Genomic DNA, 25,557 nt, shown 5'->3' with positions numbered 1-25,557 from the left:
TCTTACGCGGCCACAGCGTCTATGACGCCCATGCCGAAGCTCGTGTGTGAGCCGACGTTCGTGTATGCGGACAGGGCCATGAGGCGCGAGAAGATGCGGGTCGCTTCGGCCCCCTCGACGCCGCTGATGCGCAGGTGGCCCTCGTGGGCGGGGATTTGGCGTGAGCTGAGGCGGCCCTGGCCCGAGTTGCGTGGCATCACCAGTGACACCGTGGATGAGTGTGTGAAATCCTGGGTCGCCAGCACACTCGCCATGGCATGACGGTCGATGCGTGGGGGAGCGAGCCTCCGATTCCACGTCCACCAGCGCTGCTGCAGGCTCGTCGCAATCGTCGCCGGAGACAGGCTCGGAACGTGATGCCCCTTCGATGAAAACGTCGTCGGCGTGACCAGGCGTATCTCCCACGCGGTGTCCTGGTCCTGCTGCGCCAGCTCCTCCCAGGATGCTTGGTTGATGATCTGCCCCTCGGTTGCAATCAGCACCGCGTCGTCCTCGGTGCCTGCGCCCACGCGCATGACGCCTCCCCACGACAGCCATGCATCCAGCGTATCGACCAGGCGATCATCCAGGAAACGCACCTCCACGCCGAACGTGGATTCGGAGTGGCATAGCTCCCCAAGTGAATACGGTTTCACGCTGCCCGCGCCGTGCGGGGGCCGGTGCGCCAGCGTCGGGAACTGGGAAGCCCTGGCCGGGCTGATACCCGGCGGTAAGTCCAACACTGCTGACAGGGCAGCGTGAAGCCGCCTAGGTGTGGCTGGCACCCCTTCGGGCGCGTCAAAGCTCACGTAAACGGACGCTGGCATCGGTGCCTCCCATCACTCGCGTGTGACTGTCATCTCTGACGGTAGCATAAAATGTCTGACAGATCATGTCCAACTGTCAAGTGTTGCGCCTAGTCGACCAATGCCTGCGTAAAAGGACTTTCCCGCATGAAAGTCGCCTTGAGTACCGCTATTTATTTCAATTGGTGAACAACTGTCTAGTGCATTGTTGGATTCATCTGCGGATTTGTGGACTGGGAGCTGCTATAAGCCTGCCGCCCGTCGTCAAAAATGCTCAAATCCCTACCCGTCGCCACAAATTAGGTCAAGACTTCTTAAAATGTGAAACCCCTCTGGGAGGTTTGTCAGGAACCTTGAGATGATTGACACTATGGCGCGTTGTCTGGACTGACCAGGGGCCGCGTCTCCGTTAGCACAGCAGCACAGAAACGAGGAACTCTGATGCACCAACGCTCATGGAAGGCCCTCATCGCGGGAGGAGCCGCCCTCACGGTCGGCTTAACTCTCACCGCGTTCGGAGCGCCCTCCCACGCAGAAGGCGTCGCCGGAATCACCTCCGAGGCGCGCGCCCAGGATGAGGTCATGAACTACGCGGTCAACCTGCCCGCCACCGCCTCGCGCTACGATTTCAACGCGGCCGTCTCCAAGGCCTCGGAAAATGGCGTGGTCCTGGCCCAATACCCCGAATTCAACTCCTTCTTCGTCCAGTCGGTGAAGGCAGCCTATGCGCCCGACCTCGGCAAGAGCCTCGTGGCCGCGGGCATCTCCTACGACTCCATCGGCCCCACCCGCTACAAGACCGTCACGGGTGACGAGGTCCGCACCGAGCAGCCCACGAAGACCGACGCCGAAGCGAACGCCGTCAACGAGGCCGCCGCCGAGCACGAGACCGGCTTGTCTGCCGAATCCCAGCTCAACGACTTCATCCCCGACGAGGGCGACGCCAACGCCTGGGGCCTGTCCGCCATCGGCGCGGTCGAAGCACAGACGGTCGACGTGCCCCGCGCGACAGTCACCGTCGCCGTCATGGACACCGGCATCGACCCCGACCACAAAGACCTGAAGGACCGCATCGACGCCTCGCGCTCGGTCGGCTGCCAGGTCAACGGCATCCCCAACCAGGACCCTTCGGCCTGGAAGGATGACCACTACCACGGTACGCACGTCGCCGGCACCATCGCGGCCTCGCACAACGGTTACGGTGTGGACGGCGTGGCACCCGACGCGACGCTGATCGCCATCAAGACCTCGAACAAGGCCGGCTCCTTCTACCCCGAGTACGTGGCCTGCGCCTTCGACTGGGCGGCCGAGCACAACGTCGACGTGTCGAACTCCAGCTACTACATGGACCCCTACGCCTTCTGGTTGCCGAACGAGGCCTCCCAGGCCGCGGGCCTCGAAGCGGCGTCGCGCGCGGTGCGCTACTCCAAGGAGCACGGCGTCGTTAACTTCGCCTCCGAGGGCAACTCCGACGACGACCACGACAACCCGACGATCGACAAGGATTCCCCCAACGACGTTGAGGGTGCGGCCGTTGAGCGTAACGTCGCGGGCGGCATCGACGTCCCGGCGATGCTGGGCGATTCGGTCCTGTCCGTCTCCGCGCTGAAGCTGCCGACCGGTGCCGACCCGGCTACCGCGAAGCTAGAGCGCGCTGGGTTCTCCAACTACGGCAAGAACTCGGTCGACGTGGCCGCACCCGGCCAGCGCATCTGGTCCACGATGCCCACCTGGGAGAAGGATCCGCCGTTCGGCTACCTGTCGGGCACGTCCATGGCCTCCCCGCATGCGGCGGGCGTGGCCGCGCTGGTCAAGGAGATCCACCCGGATTACACGGCCGATGAGGTCATCGCGCTGGTCAAGAAGCAGGCCGGCTACACCTACGACCGCCTCGCCGAGCCGACGGACGGCAAGGAATACCGCGGCGCGGGCCTGGTCAACGCGCTCGACGCGGTCCTGAAGGATCAGCCCAAGCCCGTCATGGGCAGCATCGAGTACTCCTACGACGGCGGCACTGACTGGCGTCCGCTGGCCGACGCCCACGTCGCAGGCATGATCTACGTGCGCACCACCGTCACCGGCCCGGTCACCACGGCCACCATGAAGGTCGAGGACCAGGATCCCGTGACGGTTGAGGGCACCGGCGAGTTCACCGGCAACCAGGTCGTCCTCCTCGGCGGCCCCTACGACACCAGCAAGCTGCCCGCCGACGAGCCTTTCGCCTCGGTCACTGTGACCGCGGAGGGCCGCAACAAGGACGAGCGCGCCGATGACGATGTCGCGGACGCCGTCCACTTCCACGTCGATGCATCCGCTCACGAGGGCGGCGCGTGGGTGAACGACCCCGCCGGTTGGAAGTACTGCTACACCGACTCGACGTGCGCGAAGGGTCCGCTCGCCATCGGCGCGGACAGCTACTACTTCGACGAGAACGGCATCCTGGGCACCGGCTGGGTCTCCTACGATGGCGCGTGGCACTGGCTGGGTACCTCCGGCCGCATTGCGACCGGCTGGACCAAGGTCGCCGACGCCTGGTATTACATGGACAACTCCGGCGCGATGACGACGGGGTGGACACAGGTGCGCGGCTCCTGGTTCTACCTGGCGGACTCCGGAAAGATGGCCACGGGCTGGACGAAGATCGGCGACTCCTGGTACTACTTCCAGGAGTCGGGCGCGATGGCGACCGGCTGGGTCAACGACGGTGGCACCTGGTACTACCTGAACGAGTCCGGCCAGATGGTGACCGGACGCGTCCAGATCGATGGCACGTGGTACACCTTCGGCAAGTCGGGTGCCTTGCGCCGCTGAGCCACCACTGACGAGGCCGTGGCCCCTTCCCCGGTCACGTGTCCTCGCGCTCTCCTGAGAGCATGAGAAAGCGGGCGGGTCCGAACGTATGGTTCGGACCCGCCCGCTCATATGTTCCAGAGCGGAAAAGGGGCTTCGGGCACTCGAAGCGCCCTAGCCTCGCTCCGGTGTGTCAGCCCAACGAATCGAAGAGGATCTGCAGGCCCTCCGCCATGGTCGGGTGCGCGACCGGGAGGAAGCGGAGCTGCTCGTAGGTCAGGCTACCGGCCATCGCGAGCTGCACGGAGGTAATCACCTCGGAGACGTTCGGGCCGATCAGCGTCGCGCCCAGGATCTGGTGCGTGTTCGCCTCCACGACGGCCTTCCAGAAGCCCTCGCCCGCGTAACGCAGCGTCTTGGCGCGCGGAATCGCAGCCGTCGGAACCTTCGCGATACGCACGTCGAGGCCGGCCTCGCGGGCCTCGCCCTCGGACAGGCCGATGCGGGCCAGCTCGGGGGTGGCAAACACGGCGTAGGGGATCGTGCGGTCCTTCGTGGTGGTCGTCGGATCATCCAGGGACGCGCCTGTCAGCTGCGCGCGGATGATGCGGAAGTCCGACCAGGACGCGTGCGTGAACATGGGGGTGCCCGCGCAGTCGCCGGCCGCCCACACGCCCTCAGCGGACGTGCGCAGGTGCTCATCCACCGCGACGAAACCGCGATCCGTCAACTCAACCCCGGCCTCGTCCAGGCCGATGCCGTCAGTGTTGGGCACGCGACCCACGGCCACCAGGACCGCCTCGGCGGACACCGTGGAGCCATCCGTGAGCGTCAGCGTCGTTGTGTTGCCCTCGCGCGAGGCCGACGCCGCGCGGCCGCGCACGATGCGCACACCGGCGGCCTCAAGGCCAGCCTCAACGACGCGGGCGGCGTCCTCGTCTTCGCGCGGCAGCACGTGATCCCCCGAGGAGATGAGCGTAACGTCCACGCCGAAGGCCGCCATCATCGATGCGAACTCCACGCCGATGTAGCTGGCGCCGATGATCGCCAGGGAGGAAGGCAGCTCCTCCAGGCGCAGGATCTCCTCGTTCGTCCACGCGCCAGACTCCCACAGGCCGGGGATCGCGGGACGCGCCGGGCGCGAACCCAGGTTGATGAGGACGCGCTCGCCGCGGATCGTGCGCTCGCCGCCCTCCTCAAGCGCGATTGTCACCGTACGCTCGCCCGTGAAACGAGCCTCGCCACGGATGAAATCCAGGCCGGGGGCCGCGAACATCTTCTCGTGCGCATCCACCATGGCACCGACGATGCCCTCCTTGTGGGCGCGGAGCTTCGCCAGGTCCACGCGCGCACCCTCGGTACCGACGATGCCGAACGCCTCATCCGTGCGGGCGTCGTTCAGGCGACGAGCCGAGTTGACCAGCGACTTCGTGGGGATACACGCCACGTTAATGCAGGTGCCGCCGACGAAACGCCGCTCCACCATGGCGACCTTCCAGCCGGCCTTCGCGCGTTCCATCGCGAGGGATTTGCCGGCCTTGCCGCCGCCAACAACCAGCAGGTCGACGGTCTCGATTGCGTTCGTGGACATGTTTCTCCTTCAGTTAGTGAGGTGATACTTATTAGAACGACTGGGTGGCGGATCTATTCCACAGGGTGACCACCCCGGGCGTGTCGCTTTTCACTCGCAAACGGCGAGATACCAGTCGATTGGCTGTTGTATGGGAGCGCTATGTCATAGTGTGGTCCTGCCGGTCGTTGAAAGTGCCTCCGGCATGCTTGAATAGAGCCATGAGGGCTCTAGAAATTGGTGATTTCAAGGAGGATGTAGGAGCCGCGCTCGCGCGGGCCTCATCCGGGGAAGTCGTCACGCTCACACAAGAAGGCCAGCCTGTCGCCGAGCTTGGTCCTGTGCGCATGTCGACGTACCAGCAGTTGCGCGACTTGGGTCTCGAGCGCCCCGCCATGGCGGACCTCGACACCTACCAGATGCCGTCCAAAAACCTCCCTGACGGGCGGGGCATCGTCGGCAAACTGCAGGACTGACGAAGTTTGTCACCAGGCTCCATGTGCTACCATGTAGCACATGGAGTCCGTTGGTATTCGGGAACTGCGTCAAAACGCCTCCCAAGTGGTGGCCAGGGCCGCCGCCGGCGAGGTCATTACCATCACTGATCGCGGCCGCCCGGTCGCGCAGATGACGGCGACGCGCCCCAGCAAGATTGAGCAGTTGCGGGCGCAGGGGCGTATCGCGCCCGCAACGCGATCACGTACGAAACTCCCCGTGCCGACGCAGGGGGAGTCGCTCTCCGACGTTCTGGCGCAGATGCGCAACGAGGAACGTTACTGATGCTTCTCTATTTCGACACGTCCGCCATCGTTAAGCTTATGCGTGATGAGGCTGAGACTGCTGCCCTGCATCGCTTCATGAACAGCGAGCCGAACATCTATTTCACGTGCGATCTATCCCGCACGGAGATTGGTCGCGTCGCGATTCGTCAGCAGCTGGACCCCGCAATTGTGGCCGAGACCGTGGGGATCTTTGACATCCTCACACTGGACACGGAAACATACAATCAGGCGGGTTCCCTGCCGCATCCCTTCTTACGCAGCCTCGACGCCATACACTTGGCCTCAGCCCTCGAGCTGGGCAGTGAATTAGACGGAATCGTTACCTACGACGACCGTATGCGCGAAGCTGCGCACGATTGCGGGTTGCAGGTGTTTTCGCCGCGTTGAATGATTCCAAACCCACGGATGCGGTCGCAATGATCCGTTTGCATTGGACTGGCACTTCCCACTAGCTCCGCCGCTTGGCCCGGTTTGTCGGCTCCGCGTGCAGCGGGTCCTCGGGCCACGGGTGCTTGGGGTAGCGCCCGCGCAGCTGCGCGCGCACGTCCCGGTAGGGTCCCGCCCAAAACGACGTCAGGTCCGAGGTGACCGCCGCAGGCCGCCCCGCCGGGTCCGTCAAGTGCAGCACCAGGGGGACGCGCCCGTCCAGCAGGCGCGGCGTGTCCGTCCACCCGAACGCCTGCTGGACGCGCAGCGTGAGCACCGGATGCGCACCGCTCCAGTCAATCGGGCGCGTCCCGCCGGAAGGAATCGGCAGCTTTTCGGGTGCCAGCTCATCCAGGCGCGCCGCCTGGGGCCACGGCAGCAGCGAGCGCAGCACGTCCAGCATCGACACCTGCGACAGGGGAACGCCTGACGCGAGGCGTCGCCCCCACGGAGCCAGCCACTGGTGCGCGCTGCCCGCCAAGGCCTCGTCCGACACGTCCGGCCACGGCTCGCCGAAGACCTCGTGCAGCGCCCGCATGCGCTCCCTCAGGGACGAGGCCTCCTTCCCCCAGCCGAGTTCGCCGAGTCCGCGGGAGGCCAGGTGCTGCGCCACCAGCGCGGTCGCTTCCTTGTCGCTCAGGGCGCGAGCGGGGGAGGAAGACAAGGGGATCGCGCCGAGGCTGCGCGTGCGCGTCGCGCGCAGCACGCCCTTGTCGATCGACGCGTCCGTGCGGGTGACGAGGAGAGTCGTGCCCGCCGCCAGCGCGTCCTCCTCGCTCAGCGGGACGGCGGCGAGGATGCGTGCGTGGCGCGAGGCCGGGGCGCGGTCAATGGAAGCCACCGCCAGCCACTCCTGGCCCTCCAGGGGAGAACCGTCGGGCAGTTCGCCGCCCACGCCGCCCGCCAGAATGTACGCGGACGAGGCCGGGCGACGCCGCGCGATCCACTGCGGGTAAGCGAGCGCGCAGGTCAGGGCCAGCTCGTCCTCGCGGGTTCGCGTGCCCTGTCGCCTCTCCCGAGAGCCACCCGTAGCCCGTGCGTTGCCGCGCGTCGCGTCAGACGTGTCAGTGCCGGGCAGGTCGAGTCCCGCCAACTTCCTGTCGGCCAGCCTGGACACGAGGCCCCTCAGGCGTGCCTCCGTTTCCTTGACGCGCGCCGCCTGGGCGCGGCCGACTCCCGCGTCCCCGCCGCGCCCAAGTCGGCGCTCGAGGCCTCCCAGGTCGGCACCCGGTGCGCGCACGTCCTCCGACAAGAGGGCCACGAAGCGCGCCGCCTTCGACGCCCCCAGGAGAGCGCTCGCAGCCAGAAGCGCCCTGCCCAGGGGCGGGTCCAACGGCAGCGACGCCAAAGTGCGGCCCAGAGTGGTCGCGGCCCCGGCCTCGTCGATGGCACCCAGGGAGGACAAACGCTCCCCGGCGGCCTGCCACGTACCCGCGGGTGGAGCGTCGAGCAGGGCCAGCTCCTCCACCGGCGTGCCCCACGCGGCCACCTGCAAGCGCGCGTCCGTCAGGTCCTGCGTGGCGATGCCCGGAGCGGACTGGGCGGGCCTGCGCGCCACGTCCACGGGGTCCATGACGCGAACGGCGATGCCCGGCCCAGTGCGCGCGGCGCGGCCCGCACGCTGTTCCAAACGAGCAAGCGAGGCGGGAACCGTCACCAGCGAAGACAACGAGCGCCCCGCATCGAAGCGCGGCTCGCGGGCCAGGCCGACGTCGACCACGACGGACACCCCCGGAATTGTCAGCGACGACTCAGCAATCGAGGTGGAGAGGATGACGCGGCGCTGATCGGTGGGGGAGAGCGCGCGGTCCTGCTCGGCGGCGCTAAGTTGGCCATGCAAGGTCAGAACCTCGACGCCGGGGACGCTCAGCGCGCCATGCACGGCCTCGATCTCCCCGACGCCCGGCAGGAACACGAGGATCGACCCCTCGGTGGCAGCGACCGTGTCCTCGACCGTGCGCGCCACGTGCGCCAGGTACTCGCGGCGCACACCCACGCGCTCATTCCCGATCGCGCCCACGGCCTCGACGCCGCGCGGCGGGGGAGCGTAACGCAGCTCCAGCGGAAAAATATCGCCCGGAATGTCAACGAGCGCGGGCTCTTCGCCCGTCGCCTCGCGCAGCCACGAGACCGTGCGTGAGGCCTCCAGCGTCGCGGAGGTCAGAGCAATAAACAGGTCCTCGCGCAGCGCTGAGCGCGCATCCAAGGTGAAGGCCAGCGCCAGGTCCGTGTCCAGGTCACGCTCGTGGAACTCGTCGATGACGAGGCCCGCGACGCCCGGCAGCTCCGGGTCACGCTGTAGGCGGCGCAACGCCACGCCCGGCGTCACCATCTCCACGCGCGTGCGCTCGCTAACCCTCGAATCCCCGCGCACCGAATAGCCGACCTGCCCGCCGACCTCCTCGCCAAGCAAGCGGGCGATCCGGCGGGCTGCGGCGCGCGCGGCCACCCTGCGCGGCTGGGTGACGAGCACCCGCCCGGCCGAGGCCTCGTGCTCGGTGAGCGCAACCGCGACAGCGGGCGGCAGCAGCGTCGTCTTACCCGTGCCCGGGGGAGCGGTCACCACCGCGCAGCCGCCCGGTCGCGTCGCCGCCGCGATAGCGCCCAGCGCGCGCGTGACCGGCAGCTCCGGCGGGTTGGAAACAAGTTCTTCGAGGGTGGGCATGGCTCAATATTTCACAAGCGAGTGATACTGCTGACGGGCTTTCACTGCGCGGAGCTGCCGTTTTTTCGCAGCATTTCAACGTCGTACCCTGCTTCTGCCTCTGCGACCCACGCGTCAATCTGGTCCTCGCTGACAGCTTCTCCGTGCACGGTCTGTTTGTTCATACACACAGGCTAATACGAAGGTGATGAGGCTGAGGAAGATGGGGCGGCAGAGTAGACTGGAAGCAGTATGACTACGGAGAACACTGCGCCGACGCTCGCGGCGGCCACCCTCGCACACACCACGGGGCGCGTCACCATCCCCGCAGACATGGACCCGATTGTGGTCCTCGGAATCGCAGACCAGGTGCTTCGCGCCCTCGAACGCGGCTTCCCGCACGTCCGCTTCCTCGTGACCGGGCGCGACATCTCCCTGGCAGGCACCCAGGCGGACATCGACGTGGCCGCCGGACTCCTCGAGGAACTCATCGGCATGGCCCGACGCGGCACCGCCCTGGATGCCACCGCCGTCGAACAGGCCATCGGGCTGCTCGGACGCCTCACCTCGGGCGAAGCCCCCACAGAGGAGATCCTCTCCGCGCGCGGCCGCTCGATCCGCCCCAAGACCCCCGGCCAGAAGGCCTACACGGACGCCATCGACCGCGCCACCGTCGTCTTCGGCATCGGCCCCGCGGGCACGGGCAAAACCTACCTGGCTATGGCCCAGGCCGTGCGCCGCCTCCTCTCCGGCGAGGTGCGCCGCATCGTCCTGACCCGCCCCGCCGTCGAGGCCGGGGAAAACCTGGGCTTCCTGCCCGGCTCCCTCACCGACAAGATCGACCCCTACCTGCGTCCCCTCTACGACGCCCTGGGGGACATGCTCGACCCCGAGGCCCTGCCCAAGCTCATGGCCGCCGGCACCATCGAGGTCGCGCCACTGGCCTACATGCGCGGCCGCACCCTCAACGACTCCTTCATCATCCTGGACGAAGCCCAAAACACGACGGTAGGCCAGATGAAAATGTTCCTCACGCGCCTGGGCTTCGGCTCCAAGGTCGTCGTCACGGGCGACGCCTCGCAGGTCGACCTGCCGGGCAGCCAGACCTCCGGCTTGTCCGTCGTCGAAAACATCCTGGGCGACATTGACGACATCGAATTTTGCCGCCTGACCAGCGCCGACGTCGTGCGCCACGAGCTGGTTGGTGCGATCATCGACGCCTACCAGCGCTACGACGATCGAAACGCCGCGCGCCGCGCGCGCACCCGCAGCCACAACACCGCACGCAGGGAGTACACGTCATGACCGAGGTCATCAACGAGACCGACTACGAGATCAACGAAGCCGAGTTTTCCGCCCTGGCCGACTACGTGCTCGACCAGATGCATGTCAGCTCCGACGCGGAAGTCAACATCATCTTCATCGACCCCGAGCCGATGGAAGACCTGCACGTGCGCTGGCTCGACCTGCCCGGCCCGACCGACGTCATGAGCTTCCCCATGGACGAGCTGCGCCCCGGCACGGCCGACCGGCCCACGCCCCCCGGCATGCTCGGCGACATCTGCATCTGCCCGGCGATCGCCTCCCGCCAGGCCGCAGAATCCGGCCACAGCGCCGCCGAAGAAATGCTGCTCCTGGCCACGCACGGCATGCTGCACCTCCTCGGCTACGATCACGCGACCGATGCCGAGCGCGAGATCATGTTTGCCCTCCAGCGCAAGCTCCTGCTGACCTTCCTGGCCACCCGATGACCCTCACCGTGCCCCTGGAGGCAGCCCCGGCCTCGTCAATCGTCGGTGTGCCCTCCATGGCCCTCCTGATCCTGGCAGTCATCGCCCTGGCCTTCGCGTCCATCGCGCAGAGCGTCGAGCAGGCGATTCAGCGCCTGACCCTGGCCGGCGTCGAAGACCTCATCGAGGAAGAATACAGGAACGCGCGCACCCTCTACGGCCTCGTCGATCACCGTCGGCGCACCCTGCTGTCGCTGCGCGCTTTCCGTACCTTCTGGCAGGTCGTCTACGCCGTCACGGGCACCATCGTCCTGGTGGACACGCGCCTGCCATGGTGGGCGATCGCCCTCATCGCGGTGTCCGTCATCGCAGTGATCCAGCTGATTTTCGTCTCCTTCCTGCCCGCCCAGTGGGGCGCGCGCAACCCCGAAGGAATCGCGTTGGTCGGAACGGGGCTGGCTGATCGCCTCGCGCGCCTCAGCCACGTCGCAGACCCGCTGCTGACTCGCGTACGCTCTTCACGCCCCGCCCCCGAACCAACCGAAGCGCAGGCGCGCGCCGAACTGATCTCCGACCTGCGTGAAATCGTCGACGAGGTCGGCGAACCCGAAAGCTTCGAGGAAGAGGACCGCGACATGGTCCGATCCGTCCTGGACCTGGGGCACACGCTCGTGCGCGAGGTCATGGTGCCGCGCACCGACATGGTGACCATCGACGCGGACACGCCCGCGCCCTCCGCCCTGCGCCTGTTCGTGCGCTCCGGCTTCTCGCGCATCCCCGTCGTCGGCGACGACGTGGACGACATCCGAGGCATCCTGTTCTTCAAAGACCTGGTCTCCCGCTGGGAAGCCACCGGCGGCCACCTGGACCTGCGCGCCGAGCAAATGATGCGCCCCGCCGAGTACGCCGTCGAAATGAAGCCCGCGGACGACATGCTGCGCCAGATGCAAGCCGAGCGCTTCCACATGGCCATCGTCATCGACGAATACGGCGGCGTCGCCGGCCTGGTCACCCTCGAGGACATCCTCGAGGAGGTCGTCGGTGAACTCACCGACGAACATGACCGCCACTCCATCGAACCCGAGGAAACAGAGCCGGGCACCTGGCGCGTGCCCGCACGTTACCCGATTTCCGAGCTGGGCGAGCTCCTCGGCCGCGACATCGAAGACGAGGACGTCGACTCCGTCGGCGGCCTTCTCGCCAAGGCGATCGGCAAGGTTCCGCTGCCCGGCGCGACCGGCACCCTCGCCGGCGTCATGATGACGGCGGAAGAGGCGCGCGGACGCCGCCGCCAAGTCTCCACGATCCTGTGCCGCCTCGACCCCGACGTCCAACTCATCACCGACCACAACCCCGCCGACGACAAGGACAACTGACATGCGATTTCCCTCCGACGACGAACTCATGGCCGGCCCCAATGCCTTCGGGGACGCGCGCATCGAGGTAGCACCCGACGCCGCCGACCCGGAAGCCGACGCCCGCGCGCAAATCGAGGCCGGCCTCGGCGAAACCTCGGACGAGGCCGGGGCTGAGTCCGGCGACGACGCGGACTCCGAGGACTCTGACGGCTCTGAGGACTCTGAGGAGGACGAGGACTACGACGACCTCGAGGGCCTGGAGGATGAGGAGGACGCCGATCTCGACGCGTTCGAGGCGCTGACCTCGCTGGCGTCCCTGCGCGAGGACGCGGCAGCGACCATTGAGATCCCGGACTTTCCCGAGGACTTCCGCGCTGGCTTTGTCTCGATTGTCGGGCGCCCCAACGTCGGCAAGTCGACCCTGACGAACGCGTTGGTCGGGCGCAAGATCGCGATCACCTCGGGCCGTCCCGAGACGACGCGCCACAACATCCGCGGCATCGTGCACGGGGAGGGCTACCAGCTGGTCCTCGTGGACACCCCCGGATACCACCGGCCGCGTACGCTGCTGGGCAAGCGCCTCAACGACATGGTGCGCGAGGCCCTGTCCGAGGTCGATGTCGTGCTCTTCTGCCTGCCCGCCGACCAGCGGATCGGCCCCGGCGACCAGTTCATCGCCCGCGAGCTGCGTGGCATCAAGCGCCCGATCATCGCGGTGGCCACCAAGTGCGACGCCGTGCCGCGCGAGCGCGTCATGAAACACCTGCTGTCCATCGAAAAGCTGGGGGAGTGGGCCGCCATCGTCCCCGTCTCCTCCGTGGAGGGCAAAGGCATCGACCACCTGCGCGAGGTGCTCGCCGAGACTGTGCCGCTGTCTCCGCCGCTCTACCCCGAGGGCGACGTTACCGACGAGTCGCGCGACACCCTCATCGCCGAGTTCATCCGCGAGGCCGCCCTGGAAGGCGTGCGCGACGAGCTGCCGCACTCCCTGGCCGTCCAGGTCGAGGAGATCATCGAACGACCCCGCCGCGAGGGCGACGACCGCCCGCCCATGCTCGACATTCACGTGAACGTCTACGTCGAGCGCGACTCCCAAAAGGCCATCATCATCGGCCGCAAGGGTTCGCGCCTCAAGCAGATCGGCACCCAGTCGCGCGCCCACATCGAGGAGCTGTTGGGCCAGCGCGTCTTCCTGGACCTGCACGTGCGCACTGCGAAGGACTGGCAGTCCGACCCGAAAATGCTGGGCCGATTGGGCTTCTGATATGCCCAGCGTCATCCGCGTGCGCGGTGCCCGTGTCCACAACCTGAAGAACGTGGACGTTGACGTTCCCCTGAACACCTTCGTTGCGGTCGCGGGCGTGTCCGGGTCGGGCAAGTCCTCCTTGGCTCTGGGCACGCTCTATGCGGAGGGTTCACGGCGTTACCTGGAGTCCCTGGCGACCTACACGCGCAGGCGTATCTCCCAGGCAGCCAAGGCCTCGGTGGACGAGGTGGCGCACGTACCTGCCGCGCTCGCGTTGCGCCAGCGCCCCGGCGTGCCCGACGTGCGCTCCACTTTCGGCACGGCGACGGAACTCCTCAACCATCTGCGCCTCCTGTTCTCGCGCGCGGGTTCCTACCTGTGTCCGAACGGGCACCGCGTCCCTCCCTCGCGTAACGTCGCCCGGGGGGTTCCTCTCACGTGCCCGCAGTGTGTGGACTCCTTCTACGGTCTCGGCGCGGAGGAAATGGCCTTCAACTCGGGCGGCGCGTGCCCGGTGTGCGAGGGGATGGGCGTCCAGCGCGTCGTCAACCGAGCGTCCCTCGTGCCCGATGAATCCCTCACTATTGACGAGGGCGCGGTTTCCCCGTGGGGGTCCCTCATGTGGAAGCTCATGAAGGACGTCGCCCGCGAAATGGGCGTGCGCACGAATGTGCCCTTCCGGGACCTGAGCGATGCGGAGAAGACGATCGTCTACGAGGGACCCGCCGAGAAACGTCACATCGTCGTCGCCACCAAGACCGGTGGCGCGGAGCTGGACTTCACCTACTTCAACGCGGTCGCCACGGTCGAAAACGCCCTGTCGAAGGCGAAAGACGAGAAGGCTCTCGCCCGCGTCGACAAGTACCTCATCACCCGCACGTGCCCGGCCTGCGACGGCACGCGCCTGGGGGAGCGGGTGCGCTCCACGCTGATCGAGGGCATCGACCTGGGCGAGGCCTCTCGCCTGACGCTCACGGAGCTGCGCGAGTGGGTCCAGCGTGTCCCCGGCCTCGTTCCGGATGAGGTAGCTCCCATGGCCCGCGTCATCGTCGAGGAGATGACCGAGCCGATGCAGCGTCTCGTGGAACTCGGTCTGTCTTACCTGTCTCTCGACCGCGCCTCCTCGACGCTATCCAACGGCGAGCGTCAGCGCGTGCAGCTCGCCCGCGCCGTGCGCAACCAGACGACTGGGGTCCTCTACGTTCTCGACGAGCCGACCATCGGCCTGCACCCCGCCAACGTTGACGGCGTCCTGGCGATCATCCGTCAGCTCCTCGCCGACGGGAATTCCGTTGTCGTTGTCGACCACGACACACGTGTCCTCGCAGCCGCGGATCACCTGATCGAGATCGGACCCGGAGCGGGAGCGGACGGCGGTCGCGTCATCTTCCAGGGGTCTATCGACGAGGCCTCCCACGTCCCCGCATCCCGCATCGGCCCATACGTGGCTGGGTCTCGTCGGGTTGAGCGCGCGGCGGGGGAGTCGGATCAGGGCACGGATATCGATGGGCGCGGCGCGCTTTACTTGGAAACCTCGCAGATACACACGGTGCAGTCCCTGAGCGTGGACATACCCGTCGGATCTCTGACAGCCGTCACGGGCGTGAGCGGCTCGGGCAAGACGACGCTCGTGCTGGAGTCGCTGGTTCCCGCGCTGCGTGCGCGCCTTGCTGGTGAGCCTTTACCCGCGCACGTGCGCGACGTGGACGCCGCCGGGATCTCCCGCGTCAACCTGATCGACGCGACACCGATCGGCGTGAACGTGCGCTCGACCGTGGCCACGTATTCCGGTGTGCTGGACGAGCTGCGCCGGGCGTTCGCGCGCACGGAGGAAGCGCAGGCGGCTGGACTGAAGCCCGGCGCGTTCTCCTACAACACGGGTTCGCTGCGATGCCCGACCTGCGACGGGACCGGGCAGATCACCCTGGATGTGCAATTTTTGCCCGACGTGGACATTGAGTGCACAGATTGTCGAGGGAGCCGCTACGGCGCGCAGGCCGCATCGATTCGCCGCGATGGCCTCTCGTTACCCGATATTTTGGCGATGAGCGTCGACGAGGCCCGGGTGGCCGTGCGCGGGCTGAAGAAAGCAGGCGTCCTCCTCGAGACCCTGGCCGGCCTCGGCCTGGGCTACCTGACGCTCGGCGAGGCCACGCCCGCTCTGTCCGGTGGCGAGGCGCAGAGACTCAAGCTGGCCTCGGAAATGGGGAGGCGTCAGGACGGCGCGCTCTTCGTCTTCGATGAGCCGACCATCGGCCTGCATCCGGACGACGTGCAGGTCCTCGTGGATGTGCTCCAGCGCCTCATCGAGCGGGGAGCGACCGTTGTCGTGATCGAGCACGACCTGGACTTGATCCGCTGCGCTGACTGGGTCATCGACATGGGCCCAGGCGGCGGCATCGAGGGCGGTCGCATCGTCGCACAGGGCACCCCGAGCGAAATTGCGGCCAACGAGGCCTCGGTGACGGGCCGTTACCTGCGCTGACGGGGTCATCATTACCGGCTCAGTGCCCTGTGCACGGGCTGGTTGTGGGCCAGGAGTGGCTCGGTTTGCCAGTGCCGCGTTTATTCTTGTGTGTTGGGGCGCTGCACCCGATCCGTAGGCAATGCACCTCTTCTGATCGGGTGCAGTGCCCCTGATCGGGTGTAGTGCCCCTGATCGGGTGCAGTGCCCCCGTGCTTCTGGCAGTTGTGGCGGTTGCCGGGGACGTGGGTGTCTTCTGGGAGTTGCCTTCTGCTGGGTTTTTGTGGCCTCGTGTTGTGGTCCTCAGAAGGGCCGAGCTGCCATGCCCTGGGACAGAACAGCCCACGAAGAAGGCATAACGCGGTGCCCGGCTACCGAATGGCAGCCGGGCACCGCGCTGTATTGTGATCAGATCACTTGACGATGACGACTCGCAGGAAGCGGGGACCGTGCACGCCGTTGACGCGGACCAGCTCGATGTCGGAGGTCGCCGAACCGCCGGCGATCCAGGTCATGGGACGGGTCGGATTCTTACTGAGGATGTCCACCGCCTGGGGGACCGTGGGGACGATGTCGGCGGCCTTGAGGACGACGACGTGGGTGTCGGGCACGAGCGAGATCGCGCGTCGACCCTGGTCGGGCTCTCCGTCGAGAACGATGGTGCCGGAGATAGAGATAGCAACGCGGCAGCGCGTGACGACCGCGTCGATCTCATCCAGCTCCAGCGTCGGGATGGCCTGCTCACGGCTATCCTCACGGACCGTGCGACCGTCGCGGGCAGCGGCCTTCTTGAAGGCCTCGTCCAGGCCGGTCGGCACGACGACGGAGGTGGCCTTCTGGTCGGCCAGGAAAGTCGAGATCGCGTCGGCGACCTCGGACTCCTTGGAGACCACGACGACCTTTGCCGAGTAGTCCTCAAGCTTTTCGATCATTTCGTCGATGACGGCCTGCGAACCGGGCGCGTGCTCGGTGGAACGGATGTAGTCGCGGGGGATCGGGCGCACGGGACGGCCCTGCTGGGAACGGGAGATGGCGTCGCGTGCGCGAGCCAAGATCGCGGTCTTTGCGTCCATGGTGGTGGTGCTCATGTCACGCCTCCTTCGGGGTCGTGTTGGTGGTCATGCCGTGTTCGGAAGCGAGCGGGAGTCCTGTAGCGGGGCGGTCCGTGCGCGGCGCATTGGCGTCGGAGTCCTTGTGGGTGCGCTTCCACCACTGACGGAAGGTCTCCTTCGGGGCGACCGGCAGGTCGCGTGCGCGCGTCCACAGCGAGGCCGGGAACGGCAGTGCACCGATGGCACCCTTCTTGGCGAACAGGCGGGTGGCCTTCGTGCCGGTGCCCGCCATCTTCCACAGCGTCGAGTTCGACATGACGGGCGTGGCCATGCCCAGCGCGAGGTCCCACACGTCGGGCACGAGGTTGCGCTTGACATCAACCGTGCGCGCTCGCATGTGGATGAGGATCGTCGGGATGTCGATCTTGACGGGGCAGACTTCGCCACACGCGCCACACAGGGAGGAGGCGAAGGGCAGGGTGTGCACCGGATCGTCCTCGGCGAGGCCCTGGGTGAGCTGCGGGGTCAGGATCGCGCCGATGGGGCCCGGGTAGACGGAGCCGTAGGCGTGGCCGGAGGTGTGCTGGTAGACCGGGCAGATGTTCATGCAGGAGCCGCAGCGGATGCAGGCGAGGGCCTGGCGGCCGATCGGGTCGGTGAGGACCTTGGTGCGGCCGTTATCCATGAGGATCAGGTGGAACTCCTGCGGGCCATCGCCGGGGGTGACGCCCGTCCACATGGAGGTGTAGGGGTTCATGCGCTCGCCGGTCGCGGAGCGGGGGAGCAGCTGGGAGAAGATCTCCACGTCCTGGAAGCGGGGGACCAGCTTCTCGATGCCCATCAGGGTGATGAGTGTGTCGGGCAGGGTCAGGCACATACGGCCATTGCCCTCGGACTCGAAGATGGAGACGGTGCCGGTTTCCGCAATACCCATGTTGGTGCCGGACACGGCGACCTTGGCGTGCAGGAACTTCCTACGCAGGTGGGCGCGGGCGGCGGCCGTCAGTTCGGTCGGGTCGTCGGAGAGGTCACGGGGCGCGTCCTCCATGCGATCCAGGAAGATACCGCGGACCTCGGAGCGGTTGCGGTGGATGGCGGGGACCACGATGTGGCTGGGCATGTCGTCAGCCAGCTGGACGATCATCTCGGCGAGGTCGGTCTCGCGAGCGCTGATGCCCTGGTCCTTCAGGTACTCGTTGAGGTTGGTCTCCTGGGTGGCCATGGACTTGACCTTGACGACCTCGGTGACGCCCTTGGACTTGATGATGTCCGCGACGATGCGGTTGGCCTCGTGCTTGTCGCGCGCCCAGTGGACGATACCCCCGCGGGCGGTCACGTTGCGCTCGAACTCCTCGAGCAGCTCGGGCATGCGCGAGGCGACCTCGAACTTGACGGCTTCGGCGGCGCTGCGCAGGTCCTCCCAGTCCGGCATTTCCGCGACGCGCTGGGCGCGCTTAGAGCGGATCGTGCGGGTGGCGTGGCCCAGGTTGCGGCGCATCTGGGTGTTGGCCAGCGTCTTGTGGGCGCCTTCCGGGAAGGTCGTGCCCCAGCGGAGGGTGTCCTCGGGGATGGTGACGGTGGTGCGCCAGCCGCCGGTGTGCGACTCGGGGGCGGAGGGCATTCCGATGAACGTTGCGGTCATGTCAGATCACCTGTGCGCTTTCGGGTGCGAAGGAGATGTTGCCCTCGAAGGGCTGGTCCTTGGTGGATGCCAGGATTTCGGCGAGGTGCATGGGGCGGATGCCGGAGTTGAGGCGGGAGAGGCCGCCGCCGACGTGCATGAGGCAGGAGTAGTCGCCCATGACGAGGACTTCGGCGCGCGTGGACATGACGTTGGTGACCTTGTCCGCGAGCATGGAGGTGGAGGTCTCGGAGTTCTTCATGGCGAAGGTGCCACCGAAACCGCAGCAGACCTCGGCGTCGGGCAGGTCGACGAGGGTCAGGCCCTCGACGGCGCGCAGGAGGCGGTAGGGGCGATCGCCGACCTTGGCGATACGCAGCGAGTGGCAGGTCGGGTGGTAGGTGACGGTGTGGGGGAAGTAAGCGCCCACATCCTCCAGGCCGAGAACGTCGGTGAGGAGCTCGGTCAGGTCGTAGGTGTGCGCGGCGATGCGCTGGGACTGCTTGGCCAGCTCGTGGTCACCCACGTGCTCGGCGACGACCTTCTGCTCGTGGCGCACTGCACCGGTGCAGGAGCCGGAGGGGACGACGATGGCGTCCCACTCGCCGTCGAGCACGGGCTCGAAGGCCTTGACATGGTTGCGGGTGATCTTGGCTGCGTCTTCGAAGTAGCCGGTGTTGGCGTGCATCTGTCCGCAGCACACCTGGCCTTCAGGGAAGACGACTTCGTGGCCGAGGCGCTCGAGCAGCGTTACTGTCGCCTGGGCGGCCTGGGGGAACATGACGTCTGCCAGGCAAGTGGAAAAGAGAGCGATTCGCACTGGGGATCCTTCCTCGTGGGTGCTGTCGCCCATTAGTATGACTGGGTCTGAGGTCCCAGGAGAACGATTCTGTGGGGTCCCCGCGAAGTTACCTGTGAGAGTGGCGGAAATATGCGGAAAAGTCGTTGTAAATAGTCCGTTGAAAATCGCCGTCAAACAGGTCATCTAGGACCTCTGGGACCCGACTTAGAACAAGGTGATCTTGCGTTTATCGTTTGTCTCTCGTCGCATGACCGCGTGCAGTAACCCCGGCCTCGTTCATGGAGGGGGCATGAACGAGGCCGGGGCAGGCAATCGTGGGCGCGGCGCGGTCAGCCGGTGGTGCCCTCACCGGTGACGATAATGAGGTTGCAGTCGGCAGACGCCGCGAAGCCAGTGATGGTGAACGACCCCCAGTCGGAGTAGATGTCGTTCGCCTTCGTGTTGAGAATATCGTTCGCGTGATCGGAGGGGACCGTGTAGAAGTGGCAGTCCTTCGGCACGTACTGGTAGAGGCCCGGGTAGATGCCGGGCAGGAGGGAGTTGTTCCCGTCTGCGCCGTCCGTGAGCATCTGGATCGTGTCGGCGCGGACGGTCGCGACGCCGGTCACCCAGAAGTGGTGGTCGGGGGAGGGCAGTCCGCGTCCCTCAGGGAAGTTGGCCGCCGCGACGTGTCCCTCGGTCGCGCCCATGGTGGGCATGCGCACGTTGAAGGAATCGGTGCGCTCCTGGACCTTGATCTCCCCGTCGGTTGTGTAGGTGAATTCCGCGAAGCGGGGATCCTCGAGGAGGCGCTCACGTGAGGATGGTGAGCCGAAGGGGTTGCAGGCGGCGGTGAGAGCCGCGACTGCTGCGAACGCGGTCAGTAAACGCAGGGGAATCTTCATCGGAGGGCCTTCCTGACGGAGGGACGCAACGGGCGTCGTTGCGGCATTCAGTGCGTCGAGGCTACAAGCGTGCGCAACGTGCACGCAAATAAGTGGGGCCCGGCAGACGCGCGTCTGCCGGGCCCCACCGCACACAATGACGGGAATTAGTGCGGCATGTAGGAACCCAGCCACCCCTGGGAGGCGACGAACACCAGGACGCACAGCACCAGGAGCAGGCCAATCGAGTACGGAGCGGCCTTCTTGAGGATCTCCGCGTCCGAACCCTCCGAATCGACGGAGGTAGCGGCAATCGCCAGGTTTTGCGGGGACACGATCTTGCCGATGCCACCGCCGATGGTGTTGGCGGCCAGCAGGATGGATGGGTCGAGGCCCGCACCCGCAGCAGCGGTGGACTGCAGGTTCGCGAAGAGCGCGCCCGCCGAGGTCGCGGAGCCGGCGACGGCCGTGCCGATCCAGCCCAGGATGGGGGAGAGGAAGGCGAAAGCAGCACCCGTCGTCGCCAGGGCGGCACCGATGGAGGTGGTCTGGCCCGAGAAGTTCATGACGAAGGCCAGCGCCATGACAGAGGCAATCGTCAGGATCGCCATGCGCAGCGAGTAGATGGTGCGCGGCAGGACCGTGAACATCTCACCCACGGAGGTCTGGAAGCGACCGTTCGAGGAGTTCGTGCCGTACACGATGGCGACGATGATGCCGGTGACGAAGATCCAGGTGCCGGGGTTGGACAGGATCGACAGCGAGTAGATCGCGGCGCTTGAGGGGGTACCGTCGGCGGTCAGCAGGTTGCCGTAGACGCCGGGCCAGTGGATCTTGACATCCGTGGAGGAGAAGAAAGCAGCGACGGGCTTGGCCAGCTTCGTGATCGCGATGATAACGACGACGAGGACGTAGGGCAGCAGGGCCAGGCCGATGCGCGACCCGGTGGGCTTGTCGGATTCGTCGGTCGTCGTGGCGAATTCCTCGGGGGTCGTGGGACCCCAGAAGAGGAGGAAGACATAGCAGGCGGCGAAGCCGAGGAGGGAGGCGACGACCGCGGTCAGCTCGTAGGAAACGGAGGGGGTGAAGAAGTGGCCGACGCCGGCTGCGGCACCCGCGACGAGGGCGAGGGGCCAGAGCTGGCGCACGCCGCGCCCGCCGTCCAGGATGAACAGCATCAGGAACGGGATGAACAGACAGAAGATCCAGGTCAGGTGGCCCATGTCGCCTGCGACGATGACGGGTTCAGCGCCACCGAGCTTGCCGGCGGTCGTCGTGGGGATGGCCATAGCGCCGAAGCCGACGTTGATAGCGTTGCCGACGACGGTGACGACGGCTGCCTTGATCTTCGGGACGCCCAGGGTCACGAGCATGGCGCAGGTGATGGCCACGGGCGCGCCGAAGCCAGCCAAGCCCTCGAGCAGGCCGCAGAAGCACCAGGCGACGAGGAGTGCCTGGGCGCGCTGGTCGCCGCGACCGATCGTGTTGAACACGGCCTTGAGATCGGACGATCGGCCGGACTTCTCCGTGAGGTTGTAGAGCCATACGGCTGCGATGATGATGTAGATGATGGGCATGAAACCCATGGCCGCGCCCTGCGTACCGGCCAGGAGCGCCATGCCGATGGGCATCTTGAACGCGAGGACCGCGATGACGAGGGACGTGACGAGTGAGATGATCGCGCACCAATGGGTGGCGACCTTGAACACGCCCATGAGAACGAAGAAGAGGATGAGAGGGAGGAGGCCGACGATGGCCGTCAGGAAGACGTTGCCCGCGACCGACGTCGTCGAGGGGGTAAAGGATTGGGCTAACAACAGGGGGGTCATGACTGCTCCGCGCATCGCTGAGTGGGACATTGGACCCATTTATCATGGCATATGAATGGCGCGATTGACGAATGTTGGTGCGGATTTTCAGGCCGTTGGTCCTTGACGCATCCGACGTGTCTTGGTGATGCGTCGTCGGATCGTCGCGCCGCATCTCACGTCCAGTATGTGCAGCCCTCTCTCACGTCACCAGGAGCGTCGATAGACTACGAAGTGTGAAGACTACATCTGACGTTCCCGTTCCCACCGGCTCGCGCATGCCTATTGGCAAGTACCGTGCGTTCCTGGATACGAATCCGATCGACCTGTCGGATCGCCAGTGGCCCTCCAAGCACATCACGAAGGCGCCGCGCTGGATGTCCACCGACCTGCGCGATGGCAACCAAGCCCTCATTGAGCCGATGGACCCGGCTCGCAAGCGCCACATGTTCGACCTGCTCATCAAGCTGGGCTACAAGGAGATCGAGATCGGTTTCCCCTCGGCCTCGCAGACCGATTTTGACTTCGTGCGTTCGCTGATCGAGGATGACGCGGTGCCCGAGGACGTCACGATCTCGGTGCTGACCCAGTCGCGCCCCGAGCTGATCGAGCGCACTGTCGAGGCCATGGTCGGCTTCCCGCGCGCCACCGTTCACCTGTACAACGCGACCGCCCCCGTGTTCCGCGAAGTGGTCTTCCGTGCGGACAAGGCGCAGACGATTGAGCTGGCCCAGTTCGGTGCGCGCGAGGTCATCGCTCAGGCGGAGAAGCGCCTCGGGGATGACACGATTTTCGGCTTCGAGTACTCCCCGGAGATTTTTGTCGACACGGAGCTGGACTTCGCCCTCGAGGTGTGCGAGTCGGTCATGGATGTGTGGGAGCCGGGCGAGGGGCGCGAGATCATCCTGAACCTGCCCTCCACGGTCGAGCGCGCAACGCCGAATGTCTTCGCCGACCAGATCGAGTGGATGAGCCGCAACCTGAGCCGCCGCGAGTACATCGCTCTGTCCGTTCACCCCCACAACGATCGAGGCACCGGCGTGGCCACGGCGGAGCTGGCACTCCTGGCGGGAGCGGATCGCATCGAGGGCTGCCTGCTGGGCCAGGGCGAGCGCACCGGGAACGTCGACCTGGTGACGCTGGGTCTGAACCTGTTCAGCCAGGGCATCGATCCGGGCATCGACTTCTCGGACGTGGACGCGATCCGTCGGACGGTCGAGTACTGCACGCAGATGGAGACCTCTCCGCGCGCCCCCTACGTCGGCGACCTCGTCTACACGAGTTTCTCCGGCTCGCACCAGGACGCGATCAAGAAGGGTTTCGCGGCCCGCAAGACGAAGGTGGATGCGGCCGGTGGCGACGAGAACGCTGTCGTGTGGGAGCTGCCCTACCTGCCGATCGACCCGCACGACGTGGGCCGCTCCTACGAGGCCGTGGTGCGCGTGAATTCGCAGTCCGGCAAGGGGGGCGTCGCCTACCTCATGTCGACCGCGCACTCCCTGGAGCTTCCGCGTCGCCTGCAGGTGGAGTTCTCCCGCATCGTTCAGCGTCACACGGACACCTATGGCGGCGAGATCAACGCGGCAACGCTGTGGAAGATCTTCGCGGACGAGTACCTGCCCACCAGCGCCGCTCCCGGCCTGGAGCCGTGGGGCCGTTTCGAAATGCGCTCTTCGCAGGTGTCTTCTATCGATGATGAGCACGTCGAACTCAATGCGACGCTCTTCGACGGTGGCGAGTCCGTGAAGGTCCAGGCGGTGGGTACGGGTCCGATCGACGCCTTCGTCTCGGCGCTGCACGAGTTCGACCTGGACGTGCGTATCCTCGACTACTCCGAGCATGCGATGAGCCAGGGCCGCGACGCGCGCGCCGCCGCCTACGTGGAGGCGGCCGTAGATGGCCAGATCGTGTGGGGTGTCGGTATCGACTCCTCGATCACGCGCGCCTCGTACAAGGCTGTTATTTCGGCGGTCAACCGCGCTTTGCGCTGAGCGCATCGACAGAGGAAACACCGGCCTCGTCCCAATGGGCGAGGCCGGTGTTTTGCTGCGCGTCAGGCGCGTGCCGAGGTCATGGTTGGCTTCTGCGTGAATATGGTGAGCGCGTGCAGTACCTGGCCGTCGAGGATGCGGGAGATCCTCTCTGTGAGGATATAGGGGTCGGAAGTCATGCCGGAAGCCAGCCACTGGCTGACGTGTCCGAGCATGCAGAGCGTGAAGTGGTCGGCGATGAACACGCGGTCGCCCTCGGTGACTCGCAGGTCTTGGCTCAGCTCGTCAACGACGGGTTCCATGACGGAGTGCAGCTGCTTGTAGAGGAAGATCTGGAATTCCTCCATGCCGAGCGAGGAGAGGACCGAGCGGGTCTCCTCCGGGTGGGACTGCATCCACACGAGCATGGCGAGCAGCCCGTCGGACCATTCGTCGTAGGTGGAGTGGGCGGCGACCTGGTTGCCGACCTCGCGCTTAAAGACCCACACGGTCAGGTCGCGAATGTCGGAAAAATGATAATAAAAGGCCTGACGGGTCACGCCGGCGGCGCGCGTGAGACCGGAGACTGTCACCTTAGACAGGGGTGTGGTTGTCAGCGCGTCGCGTAAGGCGCGCGCGAGTGCCGTTTTGGCATCAGTGTGGGGCATCAGAAGTCCTCGTCAGCGGTAAAAGAGAGGTTACGTGCGGACTGTACATGTCGGAATGCGGAACCGCTAGATCCCGCGTCTAGACACAGTTGCCTGTTTGGGTAGCGTGTCCTCTCTTACACGTGAATACGCCGCACATTTTGTATTTTGACACCATGTTCTGACCGTAATCAAGAAGTTACATTTGGCATTGTAGTAAAGGTTTGCCGCTGTGTCATGCGTGGTGTGTGGGGTCGTTGTTGTGACACTTCCTTGCTTCTGTGGTCAGGTTACGATGCAGGGGTTGTCGTCACAGGGGAGTGTGGGGGAGGTGTGTAGAAAGAATCCCGGCCTCGTCGATGAGGACGAGGCCGGGGTGAGGCAAGCTGTGCACCTTCGCGCGGTCGGTGGGAGGTCCGCGTTACTGTGCCAGGCGCGCCAGAGCCGGGGTGGTTTGGTCGGTCATGAGGACGCGCATGCGAGCGATCGCCAGCGAGGGGTTGACCTCCAGGCCGGAGAGCATCCACTGGGCCATATGGGCGGTGGTTGCCAGGGCAAAGTGCTGAGCGACGACGTCGCGCGCGGTGGCCGTGGCTGTGCCGGGCAGGCGAGACTCGATGAGTTCCTGGATGTGCGAGGCAAAGAAGGCCCACAGGTCGTTCGGTTCGATGGTCTTCATTGCGGAGGCGGTTTCATCACGATGCTCATGCATCCACATCATCGTCGTCTCGATGGCATCAAGCCATTCTCCCGAACCGGTGGTCAGGCGAGCTGTGACCTCCTCGCGGAAAACCCAGGAATTGAGGTCGTTGAGCGAGCTGAAGTGGTAGTAGAACGCTTGACGGGTAACCCCCGCAGCGCGTGTCAGTGCGCTGACAGAGATCTTTGACAGTGGCATTTGCGTCAGGGCCTGACGCAGCGCAGTGCCAAGCTTTTCACGGGCATCAATCGGGGGAGCCATATCTTTCCTTCCTTCGACGGTTACGAGTAAACCATACC

21 protein-coding genes are annotated in these 25,557 nt (G+C 66.0%); 10 read left to right on the top strand and 11 right to left on the bottom strand.

What is annotated here, in order from left to right; all coding sequences use genetic code 11:
- Positions 1-2: 2 nt before the first annotated feature.
- A complete protein-coding gene (gene cas6 / locus QZ149_RS01285) occupies positions 3-722 on the bottom strand; it encodes a CRISPR system precrRNA processing endoribonuclease RAMP protein Cas6 (protein WP_291448977.1) in 720 nt (239 codons plus the stop codon).
- Between the two features lie 504 nt (positions 723-1,226).
- Between cas6 and QZ149_RS01280 the strand changes: the two genes are divergently transcribed.
- Entirely contained in the window at positions 1,227-3,596 is a 2,370-nt protein-coding gene (locus QZ149_RS01280) for a S8 family serine peptidase (protein ID WP_291448975.1), read from the top strand.
- 172 nt (positions 3,597-3,768) lie between these two features.
- On the opposite strand, the gene QZ149_RS01275 is transcribed toward QZ149_RS01280, so the two are convergent.
- Entirely contained in the window at positions 3,769-5,166 is a 1,398-nt protein-coding gene (locus QZ149_RS01275) for an FAD-dependent oxidoreductase (protein ID WP_291448972.1), read from the bottom strand.
- A 200-nt stretch (positions 5,167-5,366) separates the two neighbouring features.
- On the opposite strand from QZ149_RS01275, the gene QZ149_RS01270 reads away from it, so the two are divergent.
- The 3 genes from QZ149_RS01270 to QZ149_RS01260 are packed head-to-tail and all read left to right on the top strand — an operon-like array spanning position 5,367 to position 6,314.
- Positions 5,367-5,621, top strand: coding sequence for an antitoxin PHD (locus QZ149_RS01270; RefSeq protein WP_009647282.1), 255 nt, complete (start codon positions 5,367-5,369; stop codon positions 5,619-5,621).
- Between the two features lie 40 nt (positions 5,622-5,661).
- The gene (locus tag QZ149_RS01265) at positions 5,662-5,925 is read left to right on the top strand and encodes a type II toxin-antitoxin system prevent-host-death family antitoxin (RefSeq protein WP_291448968.1); all 264 of its coding nucleotides are present in this window, start codon (positions 5,662-5,664) and stop codon (positions 5,923-5,925) included.
- Positions 5,925-6,314 carry a type II toxin-antitoxin system VapC family toxin gene (locus tag QZ149_RS01260; RefSeq protein ID WP_291448965.1) on the top strand — a complete coding sequence of 130 codons (390 nt, stop codon included), beginning with the start codon at positions 5,925-5,927 and terminating at the stop codon, positions 6,312-6,314. Before QZ149_RS01265 ends, QZ149_RS01260 begins: the two co-directional genes overlap by 1 nt.
- 61 nt (positions 6,315-6,375) lie before the next feature.
- Here QZ149_RS01260 and hrpB read toward each other — a convergent pair whose 3' ends face one another.
- Together hrpB and QZ149_RS01250 are read right to left on the bottom strand one after the other, a co-directional pair.
- Positions 6,376-9,018 (bottom strand): ATP-dependent helicase HrpB, encoded by a 2,643-nt coding sequence (gene hrpB / locus QZ149_RS01255; RefSeq protein WP_291448962.1) that lies wholly within the window; start codon positions 9,016-9,018, stop codon positions 6,376-6,378.
- 41 nt (positions 9,019-9,059) lie between these two features.
- Positions 9,060-9,182, bottom strand: coding sequence for a toxin-antitoxin system antitoxin subunit (locus QZ149_RS01250; protein ID WP_291448959.1), 123 nt, complete (start codon positions 9,180-9,182; stop codon positions 9,060-9,062).
- Positions 9,183-9,249: 67 nt separating this feature from the next.
- Here QZ149_RS01250 and QZ149_RS01245 point away from each other — a divergent pair, with 67 nt between their 5' ends.
- The 5 genes from QZ149_RS01245 to QZ149_RS01225 are packed head-to-tail and all read left to right on the top strand — an operon-like array spanning position 9,250 to position 15,816.
- Positions 9,250-10,302 (top strand): PhoH family protein, encoded by a 1,053-nt coding sequence (locus QZ149_RS01245; protein ID WP_009648899.1) that lies wholly within the window; start codon positions 9,250-9,252, stop codon positions 10,300-10,302.
- On the top strand, positions 10,299-10,748 hold the full coding sequence (ybeY, locus tag QZ149_RS01240; protein WP_291448954.1) for an rRNA maturation RNase YbeY: 450 nt from the start codon (positions 10,299-10,301) through the stop codon (positions 10,746-10,748). The genes QZ149_RS01245 and ybeY overlap by 4 nt, the downstream gene beginning before the upstream one ends.
- Positions 10,745-12,103, top strand: coding sequence for a hemolysin family protein (locus tag QZ149_RS01235; RefSeq protein WP_291448952.1), 1,359 nt, complete (start codon positions 10,745-10,747; stop codon positions 12,101-12,103). The genes ybeY and QZ149_RS01235 overlap by 4 nt, the downstream gene beginning before the upstream one ends.
- A 1-nt stretch (position 12,104) precedes the next feature.
- Positions 12,105-13,349, top strand: a complete 1,245-nt coding sequence (gene era, locus QZ149_RS01230; protein WP_291448949.1) for a GTPase Era — start codon at positions 12,105-12,107, stop codon at positions 13,347-13,349.
- A gap of 1 nt (position 13,350) precedes the next feature.
- Positions 13,351-15,816, top strand: coding sequence for an excinuclease ABC subunit UvrA (locus QZ149_RS01225; protein ID WP_291448947.1), 2,466 nt, complete (start codon positions 13,351-13,353; stop codon positions 15,814-15,816).
- Positions 15,817-16,208: 392 nt separating this feature from the next.
- Here the strand turns inward: QZ149_RS01225 and QZ149_RS01220 are convergent, their stop codons facing one another.
- The 5 genes from QZ149_RS01220 to QZ149_RS01200 all read right to left on the bottom strand — a co-directional run bounded on the left by QZ149_RS01220 (position 16,209) and on the right by QZ149_RS01200 (position 21,962).
- On the bottom strand, positions 16,209-16,883 hold the full coding sequence (locus QZ149_RS01220; protein WP_291448944.1) for an LUD domain-containing protein: 675 nt from the start codon (positions 16,881-16,883) through the stop codon (positions 16,209-16,211).
- A gap of 1 nt (position 16,884) precedes the next feature.
- The gene (locus QZ149_RS01215) at positions 16,885-18,489 is read right to left on the bottom strand and encodes a LutB/LldF family L-lactate oxidation iron-sulfur protein (RefSeq protein ID WP_291448941.1); all 1,605 of its coding nucleotides are present in this window, start codon (positions 18,487-18,489) and stop codon (positions 16,885-16,887) included.
- 1 nt (position 18,490) lies between these two features.
- Positions 18,491-19,288 (bottom strand): (Fe-S)-binding protein, encoded by a 798-nt coding sequence (locus QZ149_RS01210; RefSeq protein WP_009647401.1) that lies wholly within the window; start codon positions 19,286-19,288, stop codon positions 18,491-18,493.
- 311 nt (positions 19,289-19,599) lie between these two features.
- Entirely contained in the window at positions 19,600-20,154 is a 555-nt protein-coding gene (locus tag QZ149_RS01205; RefSeq protein ID WP_291448936.1) for a hypothetical protein, read from the bottom strand.
- Between the two features lie 146 nt (positions 20,155-20,300).
- A complete protein-coding gene (locus tag QZ149_RS01200; RefSeq protein WP_291448933.1) occupies positions 20,301-21,962 on the bottom strand; it encodes an L-lactate permease in 1,662 nt (553 codons plus the stop codon).
- A gap of 215 nt (positions 21,963-22,177) precedes the next feature.
- Between QZ149_RS01200 and leuA the strand changes: the two genes are divergently transcribed.
- Positions 22,178-23,932: a 2-isopropylmalate synthase gene (gene leuA / locus QZ149_RS01195; RefSeq protein WP_291448930.1), complete on the top strand. Its 1,755-nt coding sequence runs from the start codon at positions 22,178-22,180 to the stop codon at positions 23,930-23,932.
- A 62-nt stretch (positions 23,933-23,994) separates the two neighbouring features.
- On the opposite strand, the gene QZ149_RS01190 is transcribed toward leuA, so the two are convergent.
- Together QZ149_RS01190 and QZ149_RS01185 are read right to left on the bottom strand one after the other, a co-directional pair.
- Positions 23,995-24,579 (bottom strand): TetR/AcrR family transcriptional regulator, encoded by a 585-nt coding sequence (locus QZ149_RS01190; RefSeq protein ID WP_291448927.1) that lies wholly within the window; start codon positions 24,577-24,579, stop codon positions 23,995-23,997.
- Positions 24,580-24,979: 400 nt separating this feature from the next.
- Positions 24,980-25,519 carry a TetR/AcrR family transcriptional regulator gene (locus QZ149_RS01185; protein WP_291448924.1) on the bottom strand — a complete coding sequence of 180 codons (540 nt, stop codon included), beginning with the start codon at positions 25,517-25,519 and terminating at the stop codon, positions 24,980-24,982.
- Positions 25,520-25,557: the final 38 nt, after the last annotated feature.

This window comes from Actinomyces sp. ICM47 (genome assembly GCF_905369875.1).
Classification (GTDB): domain Bacteria; phylum Actinomycetota; class Actinomycetes; order Actinomycetales; family Actinomycetaceae; genus Pauljensenia.
This window is presented reverse-complemented; position numbering and strand designations above follow the sequence as displayed.